The organism is Rhizobium hidalgonense, from assembly GCF_002914525.1.
GTDB lineage: Bacteria > Pseudomonadota > Alphaproteobacteria > Rhizobiales > Rhizobiaceae > Rhizobium > Rhizobium hidalgonense.
In genome coordinates, this window is record NZ_LODW01000057.1 from 63,373 (window position 1) to 87,266 (window position 23,894).

Sequence of the window (23,894 nt, forward strand, 5' to 3'; positions counted from 1 at the left end):
CGCTCTCTTCTCCTGCGCAGGGATGTCAGCGGCGAGAATCTCGTTTGGAGAGGTGGAATGTGCGAGGCAGAGAGCTCGACAACATTATCAGGAATGGTCGTGGTGATTGTCGGCCATGAGAACGTTTCCGAAATTTCCACACAAGCGAAGAACATCGTCAGTCACCATCCGATTTAGGTGAAGGAAAACAGCGTTCAATAGTCCTCGAACCGTCCTTGGAGACCACGGCAAATTTTTTTTGAACCTCCTCTTGAATCGAAAATAACTCGAAACCAGATGATTTTCGTCGGCGGCGCAAAGGCGGGCCGACCTGACCGGAGGCGCGGTTTTGCCCGCGTCTCTCCATGTTGCTTTACGGAGGATATGGCTATGAGAAACGAACTTGACTTCGCACCCCTTTATCGGTCCAGCATTGGCTTCGACCGGGTCTTCAACCTCTTGAACAATGCGCAGCGGCTGCAGGCGATCGACGCTTGGCCACCCTATGACATCGTCAAGACGAGCGAAGACGATTATCGTATCCAGATGGCAGTCGCCGGTTTCGCCGAGGGCGACCTCGACATCGCGCAGGAGCGGAACGTGCTTGTGGTAAAAGGCCATAAGTCCGAAGAAAAGGATGGCGAGTACCTGCATCGTGGCATCGCCGGGCGCGCGTTTGAACGCCGCTTCGAACTCGCTGACCACGTCAGAGTCGAGAACGCCTCCCTGACAAACGGCATTCTCGTGATCGCGCTGAAGCGTGAGGTGCCGGAAGCCATGAAGCCGCGCAAAATCGCCATTGGAGGCGGTTCCTTTCAGCAGGCGCCTCTGCAGATTGAAGCCGAGCGCCAGGTGGCTTAAGGAGCGCTTCTCGATGAAGTCCCAGAAAAAGCCGTTTGCCGTCGAAATCAGGAAACGTCGCAGCAGGGCGAAAGACGCAGGAAAACGAACGCTTTCAAAGCTGCTGGGCAAGCTTCGCCCCGGAATCGCAGTTCCGATAACACGATCCTAAAAAAACGGCCTTGACGTTGTAGGGGGCTGGCTGGGTGGCCGGCCCCTTCGCGCAAGATTTCCCTGGTCTGGGTTCCTCATCCCCCGTGCCATCGAGTCGGCCGCATTGGGCAACACGCATGGCTTCACGACGGGCCGCTCTAAAACGAGGCGCATTCGACGTGCGATCAGACCGCGTCGGGCTGGGTGCGGAGATTGGTGACGACGCGCCGGTTCTGCACCTTGCAGGAGCGTTCGGTGCAGTCGCGGACTTCGCGGTCGTTGCCGTAACCCTTGGCCCACATGCGCTTGGCGTCCACGCCTTTCGAGGCGAGATAGGCCATCGCCGCGTCGGCGCGCTTCTGCGACAACGTCTCCATTTTGGATGCGGAACCGGAATCATCGGCAAATCCCTGAAGCTTGAGGAGCCAAGACGGGTTCCTGTTGAGCCAATTGGCCTGGTTGTCCAAGGTTGCCATGGCTACGGAATCGAGCGTGGCGGAGTCCTGCTTGAAGTAGATCCGCCGGCCGACATTGAGGATAAAATCCTCTTCGCTGCCCGCTGCGACGTTTTCGAAACCAGGCGCTGGATCGTTGGTCTGGCCGGTCATCGGCGCGGCCGTCGGTTCTTCCAGGGAAGCGATCTCGGTGGTGGAGCAGGCGGCAAGCGCCAGGAGCATGGCCGCGGCGAAAAGGCGCCTCGTATATTCTGCTGTAGCAGACATCAGGTGATCGTCCTTATTCGACCGGGGTTGTCTGGCTGACCTGAGTGGCGCTTTCGGCCTGGTCGGCGATATGCGGCAGAACCTGTACCGCCGTGCCGATGGGGCAACGCTGGTAAAGGTCGATGGCATCCTCGTTGAACATCCGGATACAGCCGCTGGAAGCATCCTTGCCGATGCTCCATGGCTCAAGCGTGCCGTGGAAGCGATAGCCGGTGTCGACGCCGTCGCGATGCAGATACATGGCGCGGGGGCCAAGCGGGTTCTTCGGTGAGCCTCCCTCCACGAATTCGGGCAGTTCGGGATGGCGCTTGCGCATCTCGGGAGGCGGCGTCCAGCGCGGCCAAAGCGATTTGGCGTCGATCGTGGCGCGGCCAAACCATTTGAACCCCTCGCGGCCGACGCCGACGCCATAGCGAATGGCCGTCTTGTTCTCCATGATCACGTAGAGAAAGTGATGCCTGGTATCGACGACGACGGTGCCGATCGGCTCGCTGCTGAAATATTTGACAACCTGGCGGTGCCACTTCTTTTCGATCTTGGTGAAGTTGGTCCTTCGGAACGTCACGCCGTTGTCGACGATGGTTCCGTCGAAATAGGAGGACGCCGCAGCGAAGGCCGGTTTCGCGACCGCACCGGCGCCAAGTAACGCCAAACCACCCAGCACAATATTTCTGCGAGTCCACGGCATCGGCAATATCCCCCTTAAAGCCAAGCAGCGAAGCGTCAGTAAAGCAGATTTTTCATTTGCCACAACAGAAAAATCATCTCCTCCCTAAAGGCGCAGATCGGGTCACGGGCCTCCTGTGTCTGGTATTGCCCCATCGTTACTCTGGAATACCACGGCGCTTCGAGTTAAAGGGCCGGGCATTCGTCTCCTCTGAAATCGGCATGTCTCTTTCCGCAACCGCCTGTAAGCCGATGCTCCTCACACGCGGCAGTTCCGTTTCTTGTGCGAATGCCTCCACAAGATCACAAAGCATCTCTCGCGCAACGCCAGGGATCACATGATGGGGCAAATGCCCGACACCTTCCAGCAATCTGACAATCGGCCCCGGATGCTTCCTGCAAAGCCAATCAATATGCCAGTTCGGTGAAATCACGCGATCCGCCATCCCGAATAGAACGTGCAGGGGAAGATCGCCACGCAGATCTGGAAGGCGCTCCATGTCTCGGTTGAAGGCGCGCAACTCGTCTGCCATCGTGCGGATGTTAATGGGATTGATCACTTGAGAGGCCGGCAGGCACGAGAGATGAGAAGGCAGGGGATTGGGAAAAGAGGACGACCTCAGACCTCGATCAAGAAAGAATGCTGGCCACCGGCTGATGACGTGCTGGCGGATCAACGGCCCGACCACCGGAGCGACCGCCGATCTAAGCACAATCAATGGCCTCGATGGCATAGGCGCGCAACATGGGGAAATGAGAAAAAGTCCGCTGACGAGGCCTGGTCTTCTTGCAGCAAGGTGTAACGCCGCTGCGCTGCCGATCGAGTGCGCCACGATCCTCACCTCCGGCAGGTCAAGAGACGCGAGAAGGCGTTCAAGCCAGAAGGACTGTCCCTCAGGTCCACGTTCAGCCGGTGCAAGCGGCGTGCTCAGTCCATAGCCAGGCCGATCGGGTGCAATGATCCGGAAATCGCTGTTGTCGAAGGGAAGCAAAATTTCCTGCGCAAGGCTGCCGCAGCCATGCAGGAGGACGACTGGTATGCCGTGTGAGTTGCCACCGTCAAGGATGTGAACATCCTGATCTTCAACGTGAATCGTTGTTCCGAGCGTCGGCTGGAGTGGCTTCGCTGACATGAACCGCATAACAAAAATCAGAAGAAGAAGTTCCGACCGGTTGCGGGACGGCGCCTACGGCAATAAGCCGTTGGAGTAGGATGGAAGGCAGGCCCAGCGTTGCCGCCTTATCTGTGCTACCATTATCGCGGTCTCGAAGCGGAAAGATCGAATGCTCCGTCAGCGTGTCAGTTTCTATGTGCTTCTGGTACTCGTGACCATTGCGTTCGTCGCCGTCGTGCTACCGTTCTATTCGGCGATATTCTGGGCAGTCGTCCTCGCTATCATCTTCTTCCCGCTTCACGCCCGTATAGAGGCTCGGCTGGGTGGTCGGGGAAACCTTGCTGCGGCGCTGTCTGTGTTGATCTGTCTCTGCGTCGTTATCATTCCCGGGCTGATCGTCCTCAGTTCACTCGTCCAGCAGGGCAACCATCTCTACCAACGTATGGACACTGGCGAGATCGACGTCCGGAGCTTTATACATAACCTGCAGGAAGCATTGCCCTTGTTCCTTCGCGACTGGCTCCGGAGCATCGAGCTGAACGGCGTCGACACGTTTCAGGATCGCGTTTCCTCGGCATTGATGCAGGGCGGCAGTTTTTTTGCCGGACGCGCCTTGAGCCTCGGTCAGAACACCCTACGGTTCTTCGTCACCTTCGGCGTGATGCTCTATCTCCTGTTCTTCATGTTCCGGGACGGGCGCGCCCTTGCCCGCGCCATCAGAAGAGCGCTGCCTCTCAGCGATTCTCATACCCTTCGCTTCACCTCCAAATTCACTTCGGTCGTTCACGCGACCGTTCGAGGCAATATTATCATCGCCATCATCCAGGGTTCGATTGGCGGCATTGCCTTCTGGGCCCTCGGCGTCGAGCCAGCCCTGCTGTGGGGCGTGCTGATGAGCTTCCTGTCGCTGCTGCCTGCGGTCGGCGCCGCATTGATCTGGGTGCCCACGGCCATTTACCTGGCCCTGGCCGGCTTTTGGGTAAAGGCGATTGTGCTGGTTGCCGTCGGCGGCCTCGTCATTGGTCTTGTCGATAATCTTCTGAGGCCATTCTTGGTTGGCAGGGAGACCAAGCTTCCCGACTATGTTGTCCTCATTTCCACCATTGGCGGCATTTCTCTCGTAGGCATCAATGGTTTCGTGATCGGCCCGTTGATAGCCGCTCTCTTCATCGCCGCTTGGGGGATATTCGTGGAGGAGGAGGGCACGTCGGATTCCTGACGATGCGGCCGGAGCATTTAACGATGGCTTCTGGAACTTTCGTCTCCCTGACTGGTTTGATAGATTCAAAGCATCATCATGGGGGGTGGAGCCATGAGCGCTTGGGGTGTCGCCGTCTTCGATAAGATGCTGGAAACCACAAATATGCGGTACGACGATCTGATGGCCGAGCAGGGACCTGAAAGGCAACTCGTCTGGCATGTACTCGGCGCGGTTTTTCATACGCTGCGAGATCGTCTGCCGGCTGCGCAGCTGCCGCTCCTTGCGCGCGGCGCCTATTGCGATCGATACGATCCTTTCAACGTCCGCTCCCGTTCCCTGGATGAGTTCCTGGAGCAGGTGAACGACGAGCTTTCATCGACGCGTCCGGTAGACGCGAAGGAGGCGGTGCGGTCGGTTTTCCGGGTGCTTTCCCACTCTATCGATCCGGGCGAGGTGCCGAAAGTGCGCCACGGACTGCCGGCAGAAGTCCAGGCGCCCTGGCCGGATCCGGATATGCGCCATTGGAGGCCCATCGAGAGAGTGGCAGGAGCCGCAACCGCACCGTTACGGAAACGACTCTCACCGGATCATTCGACGTCCACTAACCGCAAAAGGCAGGAGGAAAGACCATGAAAGTGTCAGAGATCATGTCGCGCGATGTAGAAATCGCTAACCCTAATCAGACGATTGCCGAGATCGCGAGATGCATGGCCGACAGGCAGATCGGCTTTCTGCCGGTCGGCGACAACGACCGGCTCGTCGGAACCATCACGGACCGCGATCTCGTCGTGCGCGGGCTTGCCGACGGACTCGGGGGCGATGCAAAGGTGCGCGAAGTCATGTCGCGCGATGTCAAATATTGTTTCGAAGACGAAGATCTCGACGACGTGACCCGCAATATGGGGCAGGTCCAGGTCCGCCGCCTTCCCGTCGTCAATCGTGACAAACGGCTTACCGGCGTCATCTCGCTCGGCGATGCGTCCCTGGCGGACACTGCTGCAGCGGGAGCCGGATTGAAAAAAGTGTCCCGCCCGGGCGGCGCACATGCACATTAGAACAGGGGTAACGTTAGGCCTGAAGCAATCAGCGATCTTGTCGTTTGAGATCATTCATCGTTGAGGTGGCAAGCCGACAGGTGCCCCGGTGCAATTTCCTTTCTCACCGGCACTTCCATATGACAGCGGTCCATCGCAAATGGGCATCTCGGATGGAAGTGACAGCCTGTCGGCGGGTTTATCGGGCTGGGCAGTTCGCCATCGACGGGCTTGAACTGTTGCTTGCCGTGTTCGATGCGCGGCACCTCGGCCAACAGCGCTTTCGTGTAAGGATGATTGGGCCGCCTGAAAACCTCCTCGACGGGCGCCTCTTCGACGATGCGGCCAAGATACATGATCGCAACGCGATCGGAAATATGTTCCACAACGCCGAGATCATGGCTGACGAACAAATAGGTCAGGTCGAGCTTGTCACGAAGTTCCATGAACAGGTTGATCACCTGGGCCTGAATGGAAACGTCGAGTGCGGCGACGCTTTCGTCACAGACGAGGAATTTCGGCTGCACGGCGAGCGCGCGCGCAATATTGACGCGCTGCCGCTGGCCACCGGAAAACTGGTGCGGGTATCGCTTTTTCATGGCCGGGTCGAAACCGGCCAGCATCAAATATTTGTCGACATAGGCGTCGCGTTCCGTCGAGCGGGCAAGCCCATGCGCTCGAGGCGCCTCCCAGATAAGCTGCTCGACGGTCATGCGCGGATTGAGAGCCGCCATCGGGTTCTGGAAAATCATCTGGCTGGCGAGACCGAACTGATGCTGCTCACCTTTCGACATGGCGCTTCGGTCCATCCCCTTCCAGAGAATGTGGCCCTGACTTGGCGAGGTGATCCCTGCAATGGCGCGGCCGAGCGTCGACTTCCCGCAGCCGCTTTCGCCGACAAGGCCGACAACCTCTCCGGGCCGAATGCTGAGGCTGACATTATCAAGCGCGTGAACGACAGGCGCCGGCTTAGCCAATTTGAGCTTGAGCGCGATCTTGGCGGCGAGATCGGGTTTGGCTCCGAAGCGCTGCGACACGTTCCTCGCTTCAATCAGGGGCGCGGCGGTCGCCGTCATCATGCTACCTCTTTCGTTACGGGATGAATGCAACGGAAGGAGCGATCGCCTTCCGGCATGAGCGCGGGCATGACCAGACAGCCGTCGGTTGCCCGATCGCAGCGCGTACGAAAACTGCATCCCTGTGGGAGGCGGTTGATCGCCGGCGTCATGCCGCGGATCTGGTGAAGGGGCTCTCCGCGTCTGTTTTGCGAAGGAACCGACGCGATCAGACCGGCCGTGTAGGGATGGTGAGGATCGGTCAGAACCTTGCCCACCGGTCCGGTCTCGACGAGGCGGCCGGCATACATGACGGCGATCTCGTCGGCCAATCTTGAGACGATCGCCAGATCGTGGGTGATCCAGATCACCGCCGTATTTCCCTGTTCGGTGAGCTTCTGGAATTCGGAAATAATCTGGCTCTGGATCGTCACATCAAGCGCCGTTGTCGGTTCATCGGCGATAATAAGGTCCGGCTTATGAAGAAGCGCAATGGCAATCGCCACACGCTGGCGCATTCCGCCGGAAAACTGATGCGGGTAGGCGGCAAGCCTTTCTTCAGGGCTTGGTATTCCGACCAGCGCCAAAGCATCCCGCGCCCGCTGCCGGGCGGCATCCTTCGAGACTCGCTCGTGTGCCTGGACGGCTTCCACCATCTGCGTCCCGACCGTCAGGACGGGATTGAGCGTCATCATGGGATCCTGGAATACCATGGCGATCCGCTTGCCGCGCAGCTGCCGCATCTCTTCGTCAGAATATTTCGCGATATCGGCGCCATCGAAGATGACCCGGCCGCCGGCAACCCTGCCGGGCTTATCGAGGAGCCGCATGATCGAGAAGCCGGTCACCGACTTTCCGGATCCGGATTCTCCCACAAGACCAAGGACCATGCCGCGCTCCACCGTGAACGACACATCATTGACGGCGCAAAGGCTGGGGCGTCCCCTGCCGCCGCCGAATTCGGTGACGAGATTGCTCACTTGCAGCAACGGGGTCATGATATGTTCCTGGGGTTGAGGACATCGCGCAGCCGGTCGCCGACGAGATTGATCGCCGCTATCGTGACCAGAAGGGCAATGCCGGGGAAGAAGCTGATCCAGTAGAGGCCGGTCAGAAGATACTGGTAGCCTGTCGAGATCAGCATGCCGAGCGAGGGTTCGGTCACGGAGGCACCAAGACCGAGGAAGGACAAGGTTGCTTCAAGACCGATTGCCCGGGCGACCTGCATGGTGGCGATGACGATGACGGGCGCAAGACAGTTCGGCAGCAGGTGCCTGAAGAGGATACGCCATCCGGGCAGGCGCAGCATCCGGGCCGCCTCGATATATTCCTTCTCGCGCTCGACCAGAGCGGTGCCGCGGACGGTTCGCGCATAGGTCGCCCACTCGGCGATGATCAGTGCGATCACGACATTGGGCACGCCCTTGCCGAGCACGGCAAGCATCATGAGCGCCATCAATATGGTGGGAAACGACAGCTGCAGGTCGACGAGCCGCATCATCGCGGTTTCCGTGCGCCCTCCCACGTAAGCGGCGAACAATCCGGCTGAGGTTCCGATGATGGCAGCAGCGAAAGCCGACAGAACGCCCACCAGCAACGAGGTACGCAGCCCATAGAGGATGCCGGACAGGATATCGCGGCCCTGGCTGTCGGTGCCAAGGTGATAGACAAGCCCGGTCATGGATTCGGAACCCGGCGGCAGTCGTCCATCCATGATGTCGAGCTGCATCAAATCATAGGGATTTTGCGGAGAGATCCATGGCGCAAACAGCGCCAGGCAACAGATGATCACCAGCGTGAGGAAGGCGATCGCGGCTGCCGGAGAGCTGAAGAAATCCGTGACCCCTTTCGACAGGCGACTGGGTTCGGGCGTTGGAGCACTGGTGTCTTGCGTTTGTGGTTCGGCCATGGGGTCAAGCCTTTCCTTCCAGCCGGACCCGCGGATCCAGAAGGGTATAACAGATATCGATGATGAAATTGAGGGCGACGAAGAGCAGCACCATCATCATCAGGTAGGCGACGATGACCGGGCGATCGAGAAGGTTGATCGAGTCGATGATGAGCTTGCCCATGCCCGGCCAGGCAAAGATGCTTTCGGTGACGACCGAAAAGGCGATGAGTGAGCCGAACTCGAGACCGATGATGGTCACCACCGGGATCATCAGGTTCTTGAGAACGTGCACGGAAATGATCCGCCGCTCTCGCAATCCCTTGGCGCGGGCGAACTTCACATAGTCCTGAGGAAGGACCTCCTGCACGCCGGCGCGGGTCAGCCGAAGAATGAGCGACGTCTTGAACAGAGCCAGGTTGAAGGCCGGCAATAAAAGGTGCCGAATGCCATCCCCGGTCAGAAACGACCATTGTGCGCCAAACAGCTCCTGCGTCGGGCCGCGGCCGTTCGTCGGCAGCCAGCCAAGCTCGACGGAAAAGACCATGATCAGCATCAGACCAACCCAGAAGGTCGGAAGCGAGAAGCCCAGAATCGAGCCGCTCATGATGAGCTTGGAGGAGATCCGATTGGGGTAGAGCCCTGCATACAGCCCAAGCGGAAGACCGAACAGCAGCGCGATGCCGAGAGCCGTGATCGCCAGCTCGAGTGTTGCGGGGAGACGTTCGAGGATCAGACCCAGCGCCGGCCGGCCATAAACGAAGCTGTTGCCGAAGTCCCCGTGCAGAAGTCCTTGGAGAAACAGCAGATATTGTTTCCACAGCGGCTGATCCAGGCCGTAATGGGCGATAACGAGAGCCCGCTCCGCCTGATTGGCGTCCGGGTTGATGAGGATGTCGACTGGGTTGCCGATCACATTGACGCCGATGAAGACAATGATCGTCATCGCGACAACGACGAACAACGCCTGAAGCAACCGCCTGATAATGGATGTGACCATTGAACCTCTCCCAGCGCCGCGCATCTTTTCGAGAGCCGCAAAGGACGCTGTAACACCTTAAATCTACGCATGTCGTTGTCGCAAAACCGCTGCACACTTTTGCGCGACATGCTTTAAGCGACGGAGATCGCCATCCCGTCACGTTGCGGGTCGGCCGCGCCTTTCGAGATGCCGCCGTCAATCTTAATCGCGTGGACTGCCGCGAACGCATAGGTCTGCGGCGACCGCGCCACCTGGTAGCCCTGCGCCCGCAACTCGTCTTCGACAGAGTGGCGAATGCGATTGCAGATGTCGATCGTGTTTGACACGCCTACGATCCTAGGCGCCGAGACGGCTTCGAGCACGGACATGTCGAAATCGATCATGTTCATCAGGCATTGCGCAACGGCCGGCGCGATATAGCTGCCGCCTGGTGCTCCGATGACGATGCTGGGCTCGTCGCCCTTGAAGACGATCGTCGGTGCCGCCGAGCTGGGACGCCGCTTGCCGGGCGCGATCGAGCCGGGCTTGCCGGGAAGCGGATTAAAGCGGCTCATCGTGCCATTGTACATGAAGCCGAGGCCGTCGGTTATCGCGCCCGAGGGACTGCCGAGGGTGTGGGTCATGGCGACTGCATTGCCGTCCTTGTCGATCACCGAGATGTGGGTGGTGTCGCGCTGCGAGCTATCAAGACGCGAAACACTGGCGATCTCGCCCGCCTTGATCGCGCGGGCATGGGCCTTTGCATGCTCTTTCGACAGCAGCTTTTCATAGGGCACGTCGACATAGGCGGGATCGCCCATATGCGCGTCCTTGTCGATCGTCATCCGCTTCATGGCTTCGAATAGGATGCGGACATGTTCGGCGCTGCCATGCTGCAGCGAGCAAACATCGAACTGCTCCATGATATGCAAGAGTTCCAGCATCGGGAAGCCCGAGCCTGGCGGAGGCGAGGTAGCGATGCGGTTGTCGCGGTAGTCGCCCCAAACCGGCTCTGCCTTCGACAATCGGTAACGCGCCAGATCCTCCCGATCAATCAGGCCGCCGTTTGCCTTGAAATCGCCGGCGATCTGTTCGGCCAGTTCGCCGTGATAGAAGATGTCAGCGCCGCCGCTTCGGGCGATACGTTCGAGGGTCTCTGCCATGTCCTTATTGAAGAGCAGGTCGCCGACATTCTTGAGCGTGCCGTCGTCGTGGAAATAGGTTCGCCGTCCCGTTGCAGAAAAGCGCAGCTTGTCGAGCGTGTTGGCAAAACCGTCATTCGACTGGTCCTTGGCCCAATACCAATACATGTGGTTTCGGATCATGAAACCATTACGGGCAAGGCGAATGGCCGGCTTGATGAGATCGGCCCAATCGAAGGTGCCGTAATCGCGCAGCGCGGTCTCATAACCCTTGAGCGAGCCGGGAGTGCAGACGGCAAGGTAGCCGATATCGGATATATTTCCTTCAAGGACATAGCCGAAGCCGTCGCGGCTCTGGTGCTTGATCTTGTCGAGCCACATGTCCGGCGCAGCCTTCAACGGCGCGCGCGCATAAAATTCGAGGATCTCGTGCACGCCCTTTTTCGGCATGTAGACATGCATGGAGCCGAAGCCGCCGATGCCGGCCATCTGCGGGTCGACCACGCCCTGGACGAAGGCACAGGCGAGCGCTGCGTCGATGGCATTGCCGCCGCGTTCGAGAACTTCCGCGCCGGCTTCGACTGCCTCCGTCTGAGGCGCCACGATCGTTGCATTTCTCATTTTGCGCGACGGCCCTCCAGCACCTTTGCCAGGAAGGCCTTGACGTGACCGAGAACCTTCATCCGGTCATGCGAGACGCCCGGAACACGATCGAATGTCACATCGACACCCGCTTTGCGGAATGAGCTCGCCAGGGTGGCAAGGCGCTCGGGCCGAGTTTTGCCGGCTTCGTTTGCGCCGTCCATATAATATTTCCCACCCGGCTTGTGGGTGATTTCCCAAGTCTCCAGATCGGCGTCGCCGACGATCATGTGGACCGGCACCTTGGCGAGATCTTCGGGCCGGAAGGCCTTGCCGAAGCGCGCCTCCAGATCGCGAATGCCGACCCACCAGTCACGCGTCGGATCCAGAAGGGTGACGGAACCAGGTGCGCCGATCGATGCCGCCCATAGCTTTTCCGGATGCAGGATGGCGAAACGGTGCACGAAATGCCCGCCGCCGGAGAAGCCGAACATGGCGAATTTGGACCAGTCCTGGCGGTATTTGTCGGCCATCTCCGCAACCATGGCCAGGACGACCTGATCGTAACGGATGTCGCCTTCCTCAAGAAACTTGTAGCCGGAACGCGCACCATCGCCGAGAACGCCAACCGGGAAGATCGGGCAAAGGATGGCACAGTCGTTATAGAGTCCGAATTCGGCAAAACCGTCGCGAAAGTCGATGGCCGATGTGCGCCCGGTCCCGTGGACCGCGACCAGGAGGTCGAGCTTGCGGCCGTCTGCCGCCGTCGGCGGCACATAAAGCACCATATGGAGGCGGGGATCGGCCCGAGAGGCGAAGATGGCCGTCTGGCCATAGTCATAGATGGCCTTCGCCCGGGCGACGGCTTCGCCCGTTCCAAGTTCCTGCATGAATGTCTCCTGGGAGATGAAGAAAGGGACGGCCCTGATACCGCCCAATGGAGCTTTTTTGAACCGCGCCGCATCGAATGGATCGATGCGACGAACTTCAAATCTTTATTTGTCCCAAAACCGCTTCACGCTTTTGGACGACATGCATTAGTCCGCCGGCTTCACGTCGTAAGCGAGCGTATATTTGTCGCCGCGCGGGGTGTAGGACACGGTCTTCCTTGCACCCAGCACGACGTTTTCGTAATGCATCGGGAGAAGCCAGAGGTTGTTAAAAGTTTCCGTCGACAGTTCCTCGAGAAGGGGCGCACGTGCAGCTTCATCGAGCGTCGAACTGGCCTTGGCCAGCACCTCGTCGATCTTCGGATCGGACACGCCGCCGCCATTATATCTCCCGGTCCCCTTTTTCTCGTCGCGCGTGGCGACGAGCGCAACGGTCGGGTTTGTGGTTTCGCCGGTGTTCACACCCCAGGAGCCGAAATAGGTGCTGTAGGTGCCCTTTGAATAGGCTTCCGAATACATCGACCAGGGCAGGACCTCGACTTTCGATTTGATGCCGATGCGCGTGAACATCTGGCCGACCGCCTGCAAAACTTCGGCATCCTTGACGTAACGGCCGGAGGGACCATGCAGGGTCAGGCTGAAGCCATCGGGATAACCGGCCTCAGCCAAAAGCGCCTTCGCCGCAGCAGGATCATAGCCCACCTTCTCGACTTTTTCGGAATAGCCCGCATAGCCTTGGGTGACGAATTGGTCGGCCACCGTGCCGTTCTTCTGCATGACGCGGTCGACGATTGCCGGCCGGTTGATCGACATCAGCATCGCGCGACGCACCCGTCCATCCTTGAGCGGGTTCTTGTCGAGATCGGAGCCGCCGGCAGCCTTCACGAAAGGCGAAACATCGCGGCTGACGTCGAGGCCAAGATAAACGAAGCGGGACGACAGGCCATTGATGACTTGCAGATTGTCGCTCGCTTCCACGCGTGCCATTCCATCGGCAGGGAGGGTTTCGACAATGTCGATCTCGTTGGAAAGAAGCGATGCCAGACGGGCGCCGTCATCGGGCAGGAAGCGCAGCGTGACGTTCGACCAGTGCGAGGGGCCAGCAAAATAGCTGTCATTGCGCTTCAAAGTCAGGTTGCTGCCTGGCGAATAGGAGACGAAGGAATAGGCCCCGGTTCCGATTGCACATTTGCCGTTGTCGAAATCCTGGACCGGCGCCTCCTTGCAATCGGCGCTGATAATTCGAATTCGGCTTACGGAATTCAGCAGGATCGGATCCGGAACCTTTGTCTCGACGACGATGGTATAGGGATCCGTGGCCGTGGCATTGACAATATTGCGGGTGTAGGAGGCAAAACTCTGGCTGGGCTTGTCGCGGGCACGCAGAAGCGAAGCGATGACATCATCGGCGTTGAACTCGCTGCCGTCATGGAATTTCACGCCCTTCCGCAGCTTGAATTCCCAGTGGGTAGGGTCGACGACCTTCCATTCGGTGGCGAGCTCCGGCGCATTTGCCGACGTTCCGGTGAGGTTTATGAGGCTGTCCCAGATATGGCGCGAAGTCGCATTGTTTGGCGCCGAACTGTCTTCATGAGGGTCCAGCGTCGTCGGCGTTGTCGACATTCCGATCGTCAGCGGGGTTTCCTGTGCGGCGACCATTGCAGGAATAGCAATCGTGCCAAGCAGCCCGATCGCTGCCCGCGTCAATATTTTTGCGGCCATTTCTTCCATCCCGGTTTAGCGTTTTTGGGCCGACCTTGCTTGGTCGGTACGAGCAGGTTCCCGTCCACTCTTGGCACAAATTGGTAAGGGGGCCTCAAGGGGGCTGTCAAACGGAAAACGAGGGCGTTACGATAGGCGTAACCTGAAACTACGCCAACGCTTCAGCCTTGGTCGCGGAGAAAATTCTGGTCCCATGGACAAAAGACAACCACAAAAAAACGATATCGTGCAATCTGTTGACGTCTGCATCGAGGTATTGCTGAATGTCGCCAAAAACCCGGATGTCAGACTGACTGAGGTAGCGCAGAACATCGGGGAAACCAAGCCGAGAATTTTGCGCATGTTACGCACACTGGAACGACGCGGCCTGGTCCGCAAGAGCGATACAGGCACTTACCGGCTGGGGACGACTGCGATCATTCTCGGCACCGCTGCCTCGACACAGGTTGATCTGGTGCGAATAGCCAATCCTATTCTTGAAGAAGTAGGCCAGAAGGCGAACGAAACGACACAGCTCAGGATCATCGACAATGGGGAATCCCTATGCATCGCAAAGTTCGAACCGATGCGCGACTTGCGGGTGCAGGCAATGATCGGCCGAAGACGACCGCTCACGGCAGGTTCCTACAAGGTGCTTCTCGCCTATCTCCAACCTCAGGTGCAGTTGCAAATGATCCCCGAGACTTTGCCGCGGCTGACCAAGCGCACGATCACGGATCGCAGCAAGCTGATTGCTGAATTGGATAAAATCCGCCGCCAGGGATTTTGTGTGAGCTACGGTGAAGTCAGCGAGCAACTCGTCTCCGTCTCAGTGCCGGTTCTGGCATTCGACGGTTCCGTGATCGCCGCGGTGAATGTCGGCGCCCCGGCCTTCCGCACGCAAAAAAGCGATGTCGACCGCTTCATCGTTCTGCTGAAGGAGGCCTCGAGCAAGATATCGGCCCGGCTGGGATGGTAGAGCTTTTCGTTCTACGCCATATCGGATCTTGACTCTTCGGTTCGACGCCCATCAAGGCGAGCCAACGCGACTAGTTTCGTGCCAAGCCCGCTCTTTAAGCAAAAACTCAAGGGAAAAGATCGGGGAGTTCGGAGCGTGCGATGCGTCGCAACCTGATCGCTTCTGTCGTGTCTATCGAACGATAGGGAAACCGCAAACGGGTGCCCACGGGTCCCCAATTGCCGATAGCACTCAACAGCTTGTCGAGAGCGGCGTTTGAATAGCCAAATTCCTGGCGAAACGGGACGATATGCGCGTCCATAAACCTGCAGATGCGTCGTTCCAGATCGAGTGCGGCGTCGATATCGTTTCGCATCAAGACCGTCCAGGCCTGAGCACCGCGGGGACTGAGGCAGGCGACATTGGAAAAGGCGCCGGCCGCGACGCCCTCCTCGATGCCGGTTGCGAGATGATGGCCGGGGACGAAGAGCGAAAGCCCGGACAGATGCCGGCGCGCCTCGGCGTACCAGCTGTCGTCGCCATCGGCGAGCTTGATGCCGATTACCGCAGGCACAGCAGCGCAGACCATGCCCAGCTCCTTTGGCGTCAGCACCCGTTTTGCATGCGGCGGATTGTAGAGGATGAGCGGAATGCCTCCGGCAGCCTCGGCCGCGCGATTCAGGAAATCCACTGCTTCGGCATCGCTGAGCGGCCACCAATCCGGCAAGATCACTTGAATGGCGCGGGGATCGAGCGCTGCGGCGCGCCGGACGCGATTGAGCATGATCAGTGGGTCGGGCTGGCAGGCGCCGATCACGAATGGCGCAGAGGAAGCCTTGCAGCGCTCGGCCAGCATAGCCTGGATCCTGTCGAACTCCTCCTCCGTCTGATTGTGGAATTCGCCGGCAGTTCCGTTGGAATAGATGCCATCGACGCCGGCATCGATGAGGATATCGAGCTCTTCGCAGAGCTTCTCGAACTCGATACCGTCATCGGCTGCGATCGGCAGAAGCAGGCTCGCCCAGTTTCCGCCGATAGCGGCATGCGGCGTCTTGGCGGTCATCTGTTTGTCCCCGGTGGATGGCGGATCAATTCAGGTCGTCGCGGATGCAGGCCTTGAGGTGGCCGGGTGCGACTTCACGCAATTGCGGAACGGCGCCGGCGCAGGCATCAAGCGCGCTCGGGCAGCGTGTGCGAAAAACGCATCCGCTGGGCGGATTGGCCGGGCTTGGAATATCGCCTTTCAGGATTTGCCGGTTACGGCGGGCATCCGGATCGGGCGACGGAATGGCCGACAGCAGTGCGCGCGTATAGGGATGCTGCGGCCGCGCATAGAGATCGGCACTCGGCGCAACTTCCATGATGCGGCCGAGATAAAGCACGATCACCCGGTCGCAGATATATTCGACGACGGCGAGATCATGCGAGATGAACAGCATGGTCAGACCGAGCCGCTGCTGCAGGTCGCGAAGCAGGTTGATCACCTGTGCCTGGATCGACACGTCGAGCGCCGAGACCGGCTCGTCGGCAACGATGAATTCGGGCGACAACGTCAATGCCCGGGCGATCCCGATGCGCTGGCGCTGGCCACCGGAAAATTCATGCGCATACCGATTGATCGCATCTGCGGGCAGGTCGACCTCGGCCAAGGCCGACCGCGCCCGTTCCAGCCTGTCTGGGGTGCTGCCGATTCCCTGGATCTTCAGGCCCTCCGTCAGGATTTCGCCGATCGTCATGCGCGGCGACAGGCTGGCGAACGGATCCTGGAAAATATACTGCATGCGCGGCCGCTGGCGTCTGAGCGCCGAGGCGGTCAGTGTTGTCAGTTCATTGCCGTCGAAGCAGACGCTGCCGGACGAAGGCTCGACGAGGCGGAGGACGGAACGCCCGATCGTGGTCTTTCCACTGCCGGATTCGCCGACCAGCCCTACGACTTCGCCGTTGCCGATATCGAAGGAGATGCCCTGAAGAATGTTCAGCCGCGTCCCGCGGGAGGTATAATGTTTCGAGAGGTCGCGGACGGAGAGCAGCGGCGCACTCATCTAGATCTCCTGCCATCGGATGCAGCGGCTGCGGTGCTGCGGATTGACCTGTTCCAGCGCGGGAACGGCAGCGCGACAGGCTTCGATCGCGAATGTGCAGCGCGGCGAAAATGCACAGCCGCTCGGCATGTTCATCAGGCTTGGAACCATGCCGGGAATGGCGGCGAGTTTTTCGCCGGCCTGCTTCATCCGCGCGGCGTCGCCAAGGCGCGGCATGGAGGCGAGAAGGCCTATCGTGTAGGGATGTTTCGGATGGCGGAAAACTGCGCCGACTGGCCCCTCTTCGACGATGCGGCCGGCATACATCACCGCGACGCGATGGGCGATTTCGGCGACCACGCCGAGATTGTGGGTGACGAAGAGCATGGCCATGCCGCGCTCACGCTGCAGCTTGAGCAGCAGATCGAGTATCTGCGCCTGGATCGTCACGTCGAGCGCCGTGGTCGGCTCGTCGGCGATCAAAAGCGCCGGATCGCAGGCGAGCGCCATGGCGATCGTCGCACGCTGCCGCATGCCGCCCGACAGTTCGTGCGGATATTGGCCGGCACGGCGCCGGGCGTCCGGGATGCCGACGCTTTCAAGCAGCGTGACGGCTGCATCCATCGCCGCCTTGCGGTTCGCCCGGCGATGGATGCGGATCGGCTCGGCGATCTGGTCGCCGATGGTGAAAACCGGATTGAGGCTCGACATCGGCTCCTGGAACACCATGCCGATGTCGTCGCCCCGGATCCTGCGCATGCTCTGTTCGTCGAGAGAAACAAGGTCCCGGACCGCGCCGTCCCTCGTCGTCAGGCGGATGCTGCCTGCGGCGATCACACCGATGTTGCGGGTGAGCAGCCGCATGACCGACAGGCTGGTGACCGACTTGCCGGAGCCGGATTCGCCGACGAGCGCCAGCGTCTCGCCGGCGGCGACGGTCAGGTCGATATCGTTGACCGCCGTGATCTCGCCGCCGCGGATGCAGAAGATCGTTCGCAATCCCCTGATATCGAGTACCGGTTCGGCTGCCTGTTCCATCGGTTCGCTCAGTTCAGCAGGCCGGTTGCGCGCAGGATCTCGTCGATCCGCGTCGTTTCCGCATCGTTGAGGCTGGCACGCGGTCGCGGCATGACGGCTGTGTCGATGATGCCGAGGCTCTGCATGGCGGCCTTGAAGGCGCCGATGCCTGCCGCCCCGCCGCTGACGCGGCCCTGGGCGACCCGAACGATCTCGAAGAGGCGGCAGAGACGCTCCTGTTCCTTCCTCGCGGCGCCCCAGTCGCCACGCTGGGCGGCATTCCAAAGCCTGATATAGCCGTGCGGATCGACATTGGCGATGCCGGGAACGACGCCGTGAGCGCCCATCAGCAGGGCGGTGTCGACGACGATTTCGGAGCCGGTCATCAGGAAGACGTCCTTGTGTTCGGCAAGATCGAGGAGCGCATAACGGAAATTGCCGTCGTCACCGCTGGAATCCTTGAGGCCGATGATCGCGCCTTCGCTCGCAAGCGTGACGACCGTCTGGCGCTGCAGCTTGACGTGAACGCAGACCGGAATGTCGTAGGCGACCAACGGAACGTCCACCGCATCTCTGACATAACGGAAATGATCGAGGATCTCGGACTGGCCGGTGACGGTATAGAATGGCGCCGTCACCACGACCGCGTCGGCGCCAGCTGCCTTTGCGACCTTGGCATGGGCGATGACGCGATCCGTGGTCGGATCGATGACGCCAACGATCAACGGCACGCGGCCATTCACCACCTTGGCCGAATGTTCGATGATTTCGCGCCGGGTCTTGTCGTCATGGAAGATGACTTCGCTCGTCGAGCCGAGCACGAATACGCCGTGGCAGCCGGCACCGATCAGATGCTCGAGCACACGTGTATAGGAGGGATAGTCGACGGTGAGATCCGGGTTGAGCGGCGTTACGACGGGGGGGACGACACCCTTGAATTTGGTCATGTTCGCTTCTTTCGATTGTCAGTTCAGTTCGGCACGCGGATCGAAGGCATCTCTGAGGCCATCGCCGATGAAGTTGATGGCAAGCACGGCGAGGATCAGCGCTGCGCCGGGGAAGAGCCATTGCCAGGGATATTGTTCAAGCACGGCGGTCGAGCGGGCGGCGTTCAGCATGTTGCCCCAGCTTGCGGCCGGCGGCGCGATGCCTAGCCCGAGGAAGGACAGCCCCGCCTCGAGCAGAATGGCATTGGCAATCTGCAGCGTTGCATAGACCACGAGGATATCGATCGAGTTCGGCAGGCCATGGCGCATGAGCAGATGTCGGATGCCGGCACCCATGCCACGGGCGGCCATGACGAAATCGCGTTCACGCAGTTCCAGCAGCCGCGAGCGGATCATGCGCGCCAGCAGCGGCCAGGAGAGCAGGGAGATGACGAGCACTGTCGGCCAGATGCCGGTGCCGGCAATCGAGGCGAGCACGAGCAAGAAGATGACGGGCGGCAGCGTCATCACCAGATCGACGAAGCGCATCGAGACGGCGTCCGTCCAGCGGCCTCCAAGCGCCGAGATCGCCCCCAAGAGAAAACCTATGGCGGTGGAAAGCGCGGTCGACGTGACGGCGACCAGCAGCGAAATCCGGCCGCCTTCGAGCACGCGGGCGAAGACATCGCGACCGACGCCGTCGGTTCCGAACCAGTGCGTTGCCGTCGGGCCGCTGTTCATCGCCAGAAGATCGATATCGTTTGGCTGGAATGCCCACCATAGCGGATAGGAGAGGATCACCAGCAGCATGGGAGTGGCAATGCAGACGCCGGCAACGGCTGCGCGGTTGATCAGAAAACGACTGAGCGCGCGGGTAAGCGGCCCCGGGCTGCGATGTTCTGGGGAGCGTGCCAGCATGGTCAGCCCACCTTGATGCGCGGATCGACGACCGCATAGGTGATGTCGGTCAGAAGATTGACGACGATGACGCAGGTGCCGATGACGAGCGTCGCACCCATGATGACGGGGTAGTCGCGGGTCTGAACGGCATCGACGAGCAAAAGACCCATGCCCGGCCAATTGAAGACGCTCTCGATGAAGATCGCGCCGCCGATTGCAAGCCCGATGGTGGAGCCGATCAGCGTGACGATCGGAAGAAGCGCGTTGCGCAAGGCATGTTTGCTGATGACCCAGAACTCGCGGACGCCTTTGGCGCGGGCCGTGCGCACGTAATCCTGGTTCAGGACTTCGAGCAGCGAAGCGCGCATGTACCGCATGATCAATGCGGCTTGCGCGACAGAGAGAAGGGCGGCGGGCAGGATCAGATGATGGAGGAGGTCGCTCACCGAAAATTCCTCGCCCGGCGTCAGCATGCCACCCGATGGCATCCAGTGCAGACGGACGGAGAAAATATAAAGGCCGATCAGTGCGCTCAGAAATGCCGGGCTCGAAATGCCGGCAAGCGCAACCACCGACAAGGAGAGATCGGCAATGGAATTCCGGCGGACGGCGCCGATCACCCCGCAGGCGATGCCGAGGACGATGGCAAAGGCCAGTGCGGTGCCCATCAACAGTACCGTCGGGCCGATCCGCGACAGCACCAGGCCCAGAACCGGCTGATCGAGACGCTTGATCGAATAGCCGAGATTGCCAGTCAGCGCCTGCTGCAGCCAGCCGAGATACTGAACGGGCAGCGGCTGGTCGAGCCCGAGGCGTCTGCGCAGATCGGCAAGATCCGATGGCGACATCGGCAGGTTCGGATCGATATAGGCATCGATCGGATCGCCGGGCGTCAGGCGCAGCAGCAGGAAAATCAGCATGCTCAGGGCGACGAGCATGCCTATTCCTATGATCAGGCGTCTGAGGCTGTATCGGAGCATCGTCAATCCGTCTGTTGGCCCATCTATCTGGCCGTCTTGTCAGGGTGGCCGAAGCCACCCTCAAGGCTTTGCTGAAACGCCTATTCGGCGATCGACCATTTCTGCGGGCCGGCCTGATAAGGTCCGCCGCCCGGCGCCGGCGTCCAGACAAAATCCTTCAGCTTGGTCGAGACGATGCCATAGCGGTTTGCCACCCAGAGTGTCGCCCAGGGCAGCTCCGTGTTCATCACCTTGCAGACGTTCTGATAGGCGGCATCCCGCTTGGCGCTGTCGGGCTCGGCAAGCGCGCTGTCGAGTGCCTTGGTCAGATCGGGCATACGCACTCTGGCGACGTTCGGCCCGGCCGGAGGGATCTGCTTTTCGTTGAGGCCGACATTGATGCTGCCGGCATCCGGCCCGTTCTGCAGCCCGGCGTATACCATCTGGAACTGGGCGATATCCGGCGTCGCATTAAGCACGATGCTGTTATAGGTCGGCGCATCGACGGCGCGCGGGACGATGTTGATGCCGACCTGGGCAAGCATCGCCTGGACAGCGGCAATTACGTTGGTGGCAAGCGGCGTGGTGTAATAGGTCAGAAGCGTGATCGGCTTGCCGCCGTTGATCTCGTCCCAGCCGGCGTCCTTCAGCAACTTCTTGGCCTTTTCAGGATCATAGGCATAGGTGTCGATGCCCTGGGGTATCAGCTGTTCGGCGACATAGGCGCAGTTGGCCGGCTTGGCAGCGCCGCCATAAAGGCTTTGGATGATGGCATCGCGATTGATCGCATACATCACCGCTTGGCGGACGCGCACGTCCTTCCAGAGCGGGGAATCGTGGTTGAAGCCCAGATAGTTGACGACGAAAGAGTTACCTTCGATGACCTTGAAGTCCTTGTTGCCCTTGAAGGTCGGCACGTCGTTGGAATCGACATAGGTGAACTGGATTTCGCCGGATCTCAGCGCCGCGATCGCTGCGGCCGGGTTGGCGAAGTAACGATTGATGACGCGCTCCAGTGCCGGTTTGCCACCGCGATAATCGGTGTTTGCGGCAAGTTCGACATACTGATCCGAGACATATTTGGTGAATTTGAACGGCCCGGTGCCGATCGGCGCGGTGGACCACCACGTGTTCTTTGCCAACTGGTCGGCCGGAATCGAGGCGAGCGCATGCTCGGGCAGCATCATCACCTTGGTCATCGTGTCGGGAAAACTGCTGCTGGGGGCGCTGAGCTTGATGACAACAGTGTGATCGTCCGGCGTCTCGACGGACGATATGCCCTTCAGCCGAGCCGCGAGCACCGAGCCGGTCTTTGCATCCATCGCAAGGCCCATGGTGAATTTCGCGTCCTTGGCGGTGAACGGTTTGCCGTCATGCCATTTGGCGTCCGTCAGCTTGAACGTGTAGGTCATCTGGTCCGGGCTGACCTCGTAGGAGCTTGCCAGCGCGCCTACGACCTTCTGCAGCTTCTCGTCATAGGTGATCAGCGGTTCGTAGTAGATACTGAGCCAGGTGAAGCCGGCGGTGGCGGCAAGCGGATTGAAGTTGCCCTGGAAGCCGCCGGGGCCGACATCGAAACCGCCAGACAGCGTGGCCGCCCGGGCCTGGATGGCGACGCCCGAGACGAGAGCCGGAACGGCGGCCGTCGACAGCAGGGCGGCAAGCGCGATAGCGGATAATCTAGACAGTCTTTTCATGTGTTCCTCCCATGTTTGAATTTGTCTTGTTGTTGGCAATCACCCGGGCAATACCCTCATAGTGGCGATCCAGGCGCCGGCGCGCCTCCTCCAGATCTTTTGCCTCGATCGCATCGACGATCGCCGCGTGGTCGCGCCATGTCGCCATCGGATCGGTATTTTCAAGATTGACGAAATCCGAGGCCTTGTAGAAGGCGAGCCAGAACACATCGATCAGCCGTACGAGCGTTTCATTGTCCTGGCAGCGAAACAGCAGCCGGTGGAATAGCTGGTCATCGGCCGCAAAGGTTTCACCCCGCTCGGCATGGGCGCGCATTCGCCCGACGGTGGCGCGCAGTTCGGCGATGTCGTCCTCGCCGATCACGTCGATCGTCTTGCCGATCAACCCCACCTCAAGCGTACGCCGGATTTCGAGCACCTCCTCGATCTGCCGCAGAGCGCCGCCGAGCCCGTAGGCGAGGTTGTCGAGAAGCGGCTCGAAGGAAAACGCCTTCACGAAGATGCCGACGCCGCGCCGCGTCTCCAACACGCCGAGCGATTCCAATGCCTTGATGCCTTCCCTCAGCGAGTTGCGGCTGACGCCGAGCTGGGTGGCAAGCTCTCCTTCCGCCGGAAGCAGGGTTCCGGGCGCAAGGCCATTGTCGTCGATATAGGCGCGCAGACTTTCCTGCACGGAGACATGCAGCAGCGGCGCGCGCGTCAACGGTTTCATCGATTTCAATGTCATGCGGTCACTTTCTGGTGTCGTAGATTAGTGCGTTACTTATATACTTGTAGGATATCTGTCAACTGGTGAGGCTCGATGTCGGTGCGGGCCCTGCTTGCCGTTTGCCGTCGAGTTGAAGCTGCGCCTCTTCCAAATCCACCTCCCGTGTATTTCCCTGGGCCGCGGAGTTCACCCGAAAAGACGATGTGCTTGCCCTAATGATTTTGTACCCGGTGATGACAGTCGGTCGTCAACATTGCGTCACATTGAGCCAAAATCTTACCGATGCCGGAGTGGTGGGTTCAAATCCGCTCAACTGCAGCGGATATATGCCCACAACGAGTTCGTCAGCTCATTGGCAAACCGAACCGATAGTCGCGCGATGGCCGAACAGCCACATTGTCGGCGGCATCGGGATGTGACGAACTGGCAACCCACTCGGCTGAACGGCGGCGGCAGAAGAAGGATGGCCTTACGCGCCTCAAGGCGGAAGGCAAGGACGCTTTCCTAGACTGATGCGGTCGAGATCGCCGGCGATTGCCGACGGGCCTCATGTTCAGAGCGCGAGCATTACTCGGGGACGTCGCACTCAATCTGCCGATGGGAGATGATCCCGCTATGAAAGTGTCATCTCCTGCGACTAGTGCCACGCCGGCAAGCTTGATCCCAGATCGCAGCAGGGGGAGAGGCGCTAAGCGCCCTCTCCTTTGATGTAAGCGCGAATTTCCGTGCGCCTTCTGAAGCGCAGTGCTCTGAGGCATGAAGTGTCCACCAAAAGATA

Annotated in this window: 23 protein-coding genes; 5 read left to right on the forward strand and 18 right to left on the reverse strand. The window is 60.0% G+C overall.

The window, feature by feature from the left end:
* Nucleotides 1–369 precede the first annotated feature (369 nt).
* Nucleotides 370–840: an Hsp20 family protein gene (locus ATY29_RS16900; protein ID WP_003568633.1), complete on the forward strand. Its 471-nt coding sequence runs from the start codon at nt 370–372 to the stop codon at nt 838–840.
* Nucleotides 841–1,157: 317 nt separating this feature from the next.
* On the opposite strand, the gene ATY29_RS16905 is transcribed toward ATY29_RS16900, so the two are convergent.
* The 3 genes from ATY29_RS16905 to ATY29_RS16915 all read right to left on the reverse strand — a co-directional run bounded on the left by ATY29_RS16905 (nt 1,158) and on the right by ATY29_RS16915 (nt 3,502).
* A complete protein-coding gene (locus ATY29_RS16905; RefSeq protein ID WP_003568635.1) occupies nt 1,158–1,694 on the reverse strand; it encodes an OmpA family protein in 537 nt (178 codons plus the stop codon).
* A 13-nt stretch (nt 1,695–1,707) separates the two neighbouring features.
* The gene (locus ATY29_RS16910; RefSeq protein WP_097536990.1) at nt 1,708–2,382 is read right to left on the reverse strand and encodes a L,D-transpeptidase; all 675 of its coding nucleotides are present in this window, start codon (nt 2,380–2,382) and stop codon (nt 1,708–1,710) included.
* A 136-nt stretch (nt 2,383–2,518) separates the two neighbouring features.
* Nucleotides 2,519–3,502 carry an alpha/beta fold hydrolase gene (locus ATY29_RS16915; protein WP_244597414.1) on the reverse strand — a complete coding sequence of 328 codons (984 nt, stop codon included), beginning with the start codon at nt 3,500–3,502 and terminating at the stop codon, nt 2,519–2,521.
* Between the two features lie 142 nt (nt 3,503–3,644).
* Here ATY29_RS16915 and ATY29_RS16920 point away from each other — a divergent pair, with 142 nt between their 5' ends.
* The 3 genes from ATY29_RS16920 to ATY29_RS16930 all read left to right on the forward strand — a co-directional run bounded on the left by ATY29_RS16920 (nt 3,645) and on the right by ATY29_RS16930 (nt 5,731).
* Entirely contained in the window at nt 3,645–4,694 is a 1,050-nt protein-coding gene (locus ATY29_RS16920) for an AI-2E family transporter (RefSeq protein WP_003568639.1), read from the forward strand.
* Between the two features lie 93 nt (nt 4,695–4,787).
* Complete coding sequence (locus ATY29_RS16925; protein WP_097536991.1) at nt 4,788–5,309, forward strand: DUF2267 domain-containing protein; 522 nt, start codon at nt 4,788–4,790, stop codon at nt 5,307–5,309.
* On the forward strand, nt 5,306–5,731 hold the full coding sequence (locus ATY29_RS16930; RefSeq protein ID WP_003568641.1) for a CBS domain-containing protein: 426 nt from the start codon (nt 5,306–5,308) through the stop codon (nt 5,729–5,731). Before ATY29_RS16925 ends, ATY29_RS16930 begins: the two co-directional genes overlap by 4 nt.
* Before the next feature lie 50 nt (nt 5,732–5,781).
* Here ATY29_RS16930 and ATY29_RS16935 read toward each other — a convergent pair whose 3' ends face one another.
* From ATY29_RS16935 to ATY29_RS16965, 7 genes are all read right to left on the reverse strand, one after another.
* Nucleotides 5,782–6,786 (reverse strand): ABC transporter ATP-binding protein, encoded by a 1,005-nt coding sequence (locus tag ATY29_RS16935; protein WP_097537006.1) that lies wholly within the window; start codon nt 6,784–6,786, stop codon nt 5,782–5,784.
* A complete protein-coding gene (locus ATY29_RS16940; RefSeq protein WP_097536992.1) occupies nt 6,786–7,763 on the reverse strand; it encodes an ABC transporter ATP-binding protein in 978 nt (325 codons plus the stop codon). The genes ATY29_RS16935 and ATY29_RS16940 overlap by 1 nt, the downstream gene beginning before the upstream one ends.
* Nucleotides 7,760–8,674, reverse strand: coding sequence for an ABC transporter permease (locus tag ATY29_RS16945; protein ID WP_025418572.1), 915 nt, complete (start codon nt 8,672–8,674; stop codon nt 7,760–7,762). Before ATY29_RS16945 ends, ATY29_RS16940 begins: the two co-directional genes overlap by 4 nt.
* 4 nt (nt 8,675–8,678) lie before the next feature.
* On the reverse strand, nt 8,679–9,653 hold the full coding sequence (locus ATY29_RS16950; RefSeq protein ID WP_003568645.1) for an ABC transporter permease: 975 nt from the start codon (nt 9,651–9,653) through the stop codon (nt 8,679–8,681).
* Nucleotides 9,654–9,766: 113 nt separating this feature from the next.
* On the reverse strand, nt 9,767–11,377 hold the full coding sequence (ggt, locus tag ATY29_RS16955) for a gamma-glutamyltransferase (protein WP_097536993.1): 1,611 nt from the start codon (nt 11,375–11,377) through the stop codon (nt 9,767–9,769).
* Nucleotides 11,374–12,228, reverse strand: a complete 855-nt coding sequence (locus ATY29_RS16960; protein ID WP_097536994.1) for an alpha/beta hydrolase — start codon at nt 12,226–12,228, stop codon at nt 11,374–11,376. The genes ggt and ATY29_RS16960 overlap by 4 nt, the downstream gene beginning before the upstream one ends.
* Nucleotides 12,229–12,375: 147 nt before the next feature.
* The gene (locus tag ATY29_RS16965) at nt 12,376–13,950 is read right to left on the reverse strand and encodes an ABC transporter substrate-binding protein (protein WP_003568649.1); all 1,575 of its coding nucleotides are present in this window, start codon (nt 13,948–13,950) and stop codon (nt 12,376–12,378) included.
* Between the two features lie 193 nt (nt 13,951–14,143).
* Here ATY29_RS16965 and ATY29_RS16970 point away from each other — a divergent pair, with 193 nt between their 5' ends.
* Entirely contained in the window at nt 14,144–14,908 is a 765-nt protein-coding gene (locus ATY29_RS16970) for an IclR family transcriptional regulator (RefSeq protein ID WP_003568651.1), read from the forward strand.
* A gap of 106 nt (nt 14,909–15,014) precedes the next feature.
* Here the strand turns inward: ATY29_RS16970 and ATY29_RS16975 are convergent, their stop codons facing one another.
* The 8 genes from ATY29_RS16975 to ATY29_RS17010 all read right to left on the reverse strand — a co-directional run bounded on the left by ATY29_RS16975 (nt 15,015) and on the right by ATY29_RS17010 (nt 23,134).
* Nucleotides 15,015–15,950: a dihydrodipicolinate synthase family protein gene (locus tag ATY29_RS16975; RefSeq protein WP_097536995.1), complete on the reverse strand. Its 936-nt coding sequence runs from the start codon at nt 15,948–15,950 to the stop codon at nt 15,015–15,017.
* Between the two features lie 25 nt (nt 15,951–15,975).
* Nucleotides 15,976–16,929 (reverse strand): ABC transporter ATP-binding protein, encoded by a 954-nt coding sequence (locus tag ATY29_RS16980; protein ID WP_097536996.1) that lies wholly within the window; start codon nt 16,927–16,929, stop codon nt 15,976–15,978.
* The gene (locus ATY29_RS16985) at nt 16,930–17,946 is read right to left on the reverse strand and encodes an ABC transporter ATP-binding protein (protein ID WP_097536997.1); all 1,017 of its coding nucleotides are present in this window, start codon (nt 17,944–17,946) and stop codon (nt 16,930–16,932) included.
* An 8-nt stretch (nt 17,947–17,954) separates the two neighbouring features.
* On the reverse strand, nt 17,955–18,872 hold the full coding sequence (locus tag ATY29_RS16990) for a dihydrodipicolinate synthase family protein (protein ID WP_097536998.1): 918 nt from the start codon (nt 18,870–18,872) through the stop codon (nt 17,955–17,957).
* An 18-nt stretch (nt 18,873–18,890) separates the two neighbouring features.
* Entirely contained in the window at nt 18,891–19,769 is an 879-nt protein-coding gene (locus ATY29_RS16995) for an ABC transporter permease (protein ID WP_097536999.1), read from the reverse strand.
* Between the two features lie 2 nt (nt 19,770–19,771).
* On the reverse strand, nt 19,772–20,731 hold the full coding sequence (locus ATY29_RS17000) for an ABC transporter permease (protein ID WP_097537000.1): 960 nt from the start codon (nt 20,729–20,731) through the stop codon (nt 19,772–19,774).
* Nucleotides 20,732–20,811: 80 nt separating this feature from the next.
* The gene (locus ATY29_RS17005) at nt 20,812–22,407 is read right to left on the reverse strand and encodes an ABC transporter substrate-binding protein (RefSeq protein WP_097537001.1); all 1,596 of its coding nucleotides are present in this window, start codon (nt 22,405–22,407) and stop codon (nt 20,812–20,814) included.
* Nucleotides 22,391–23,134, reverse strand: coding sequence for a FadR/GntR family transcriptional regulator (locus ATY29_RS17010; RefSeq protein ID WP_097537002.1), 744 nt, complete (start codon nt 23,132–23,134; stop codon nt 22,391–22,393). Before ATY29_RS17010 ends, ATY29_RS17005 begins: the two co-directional genes overlap by 17 nt.
* Between the last annotated feature and the right edge of the window lie 760 nt (nt 23,135–23,894).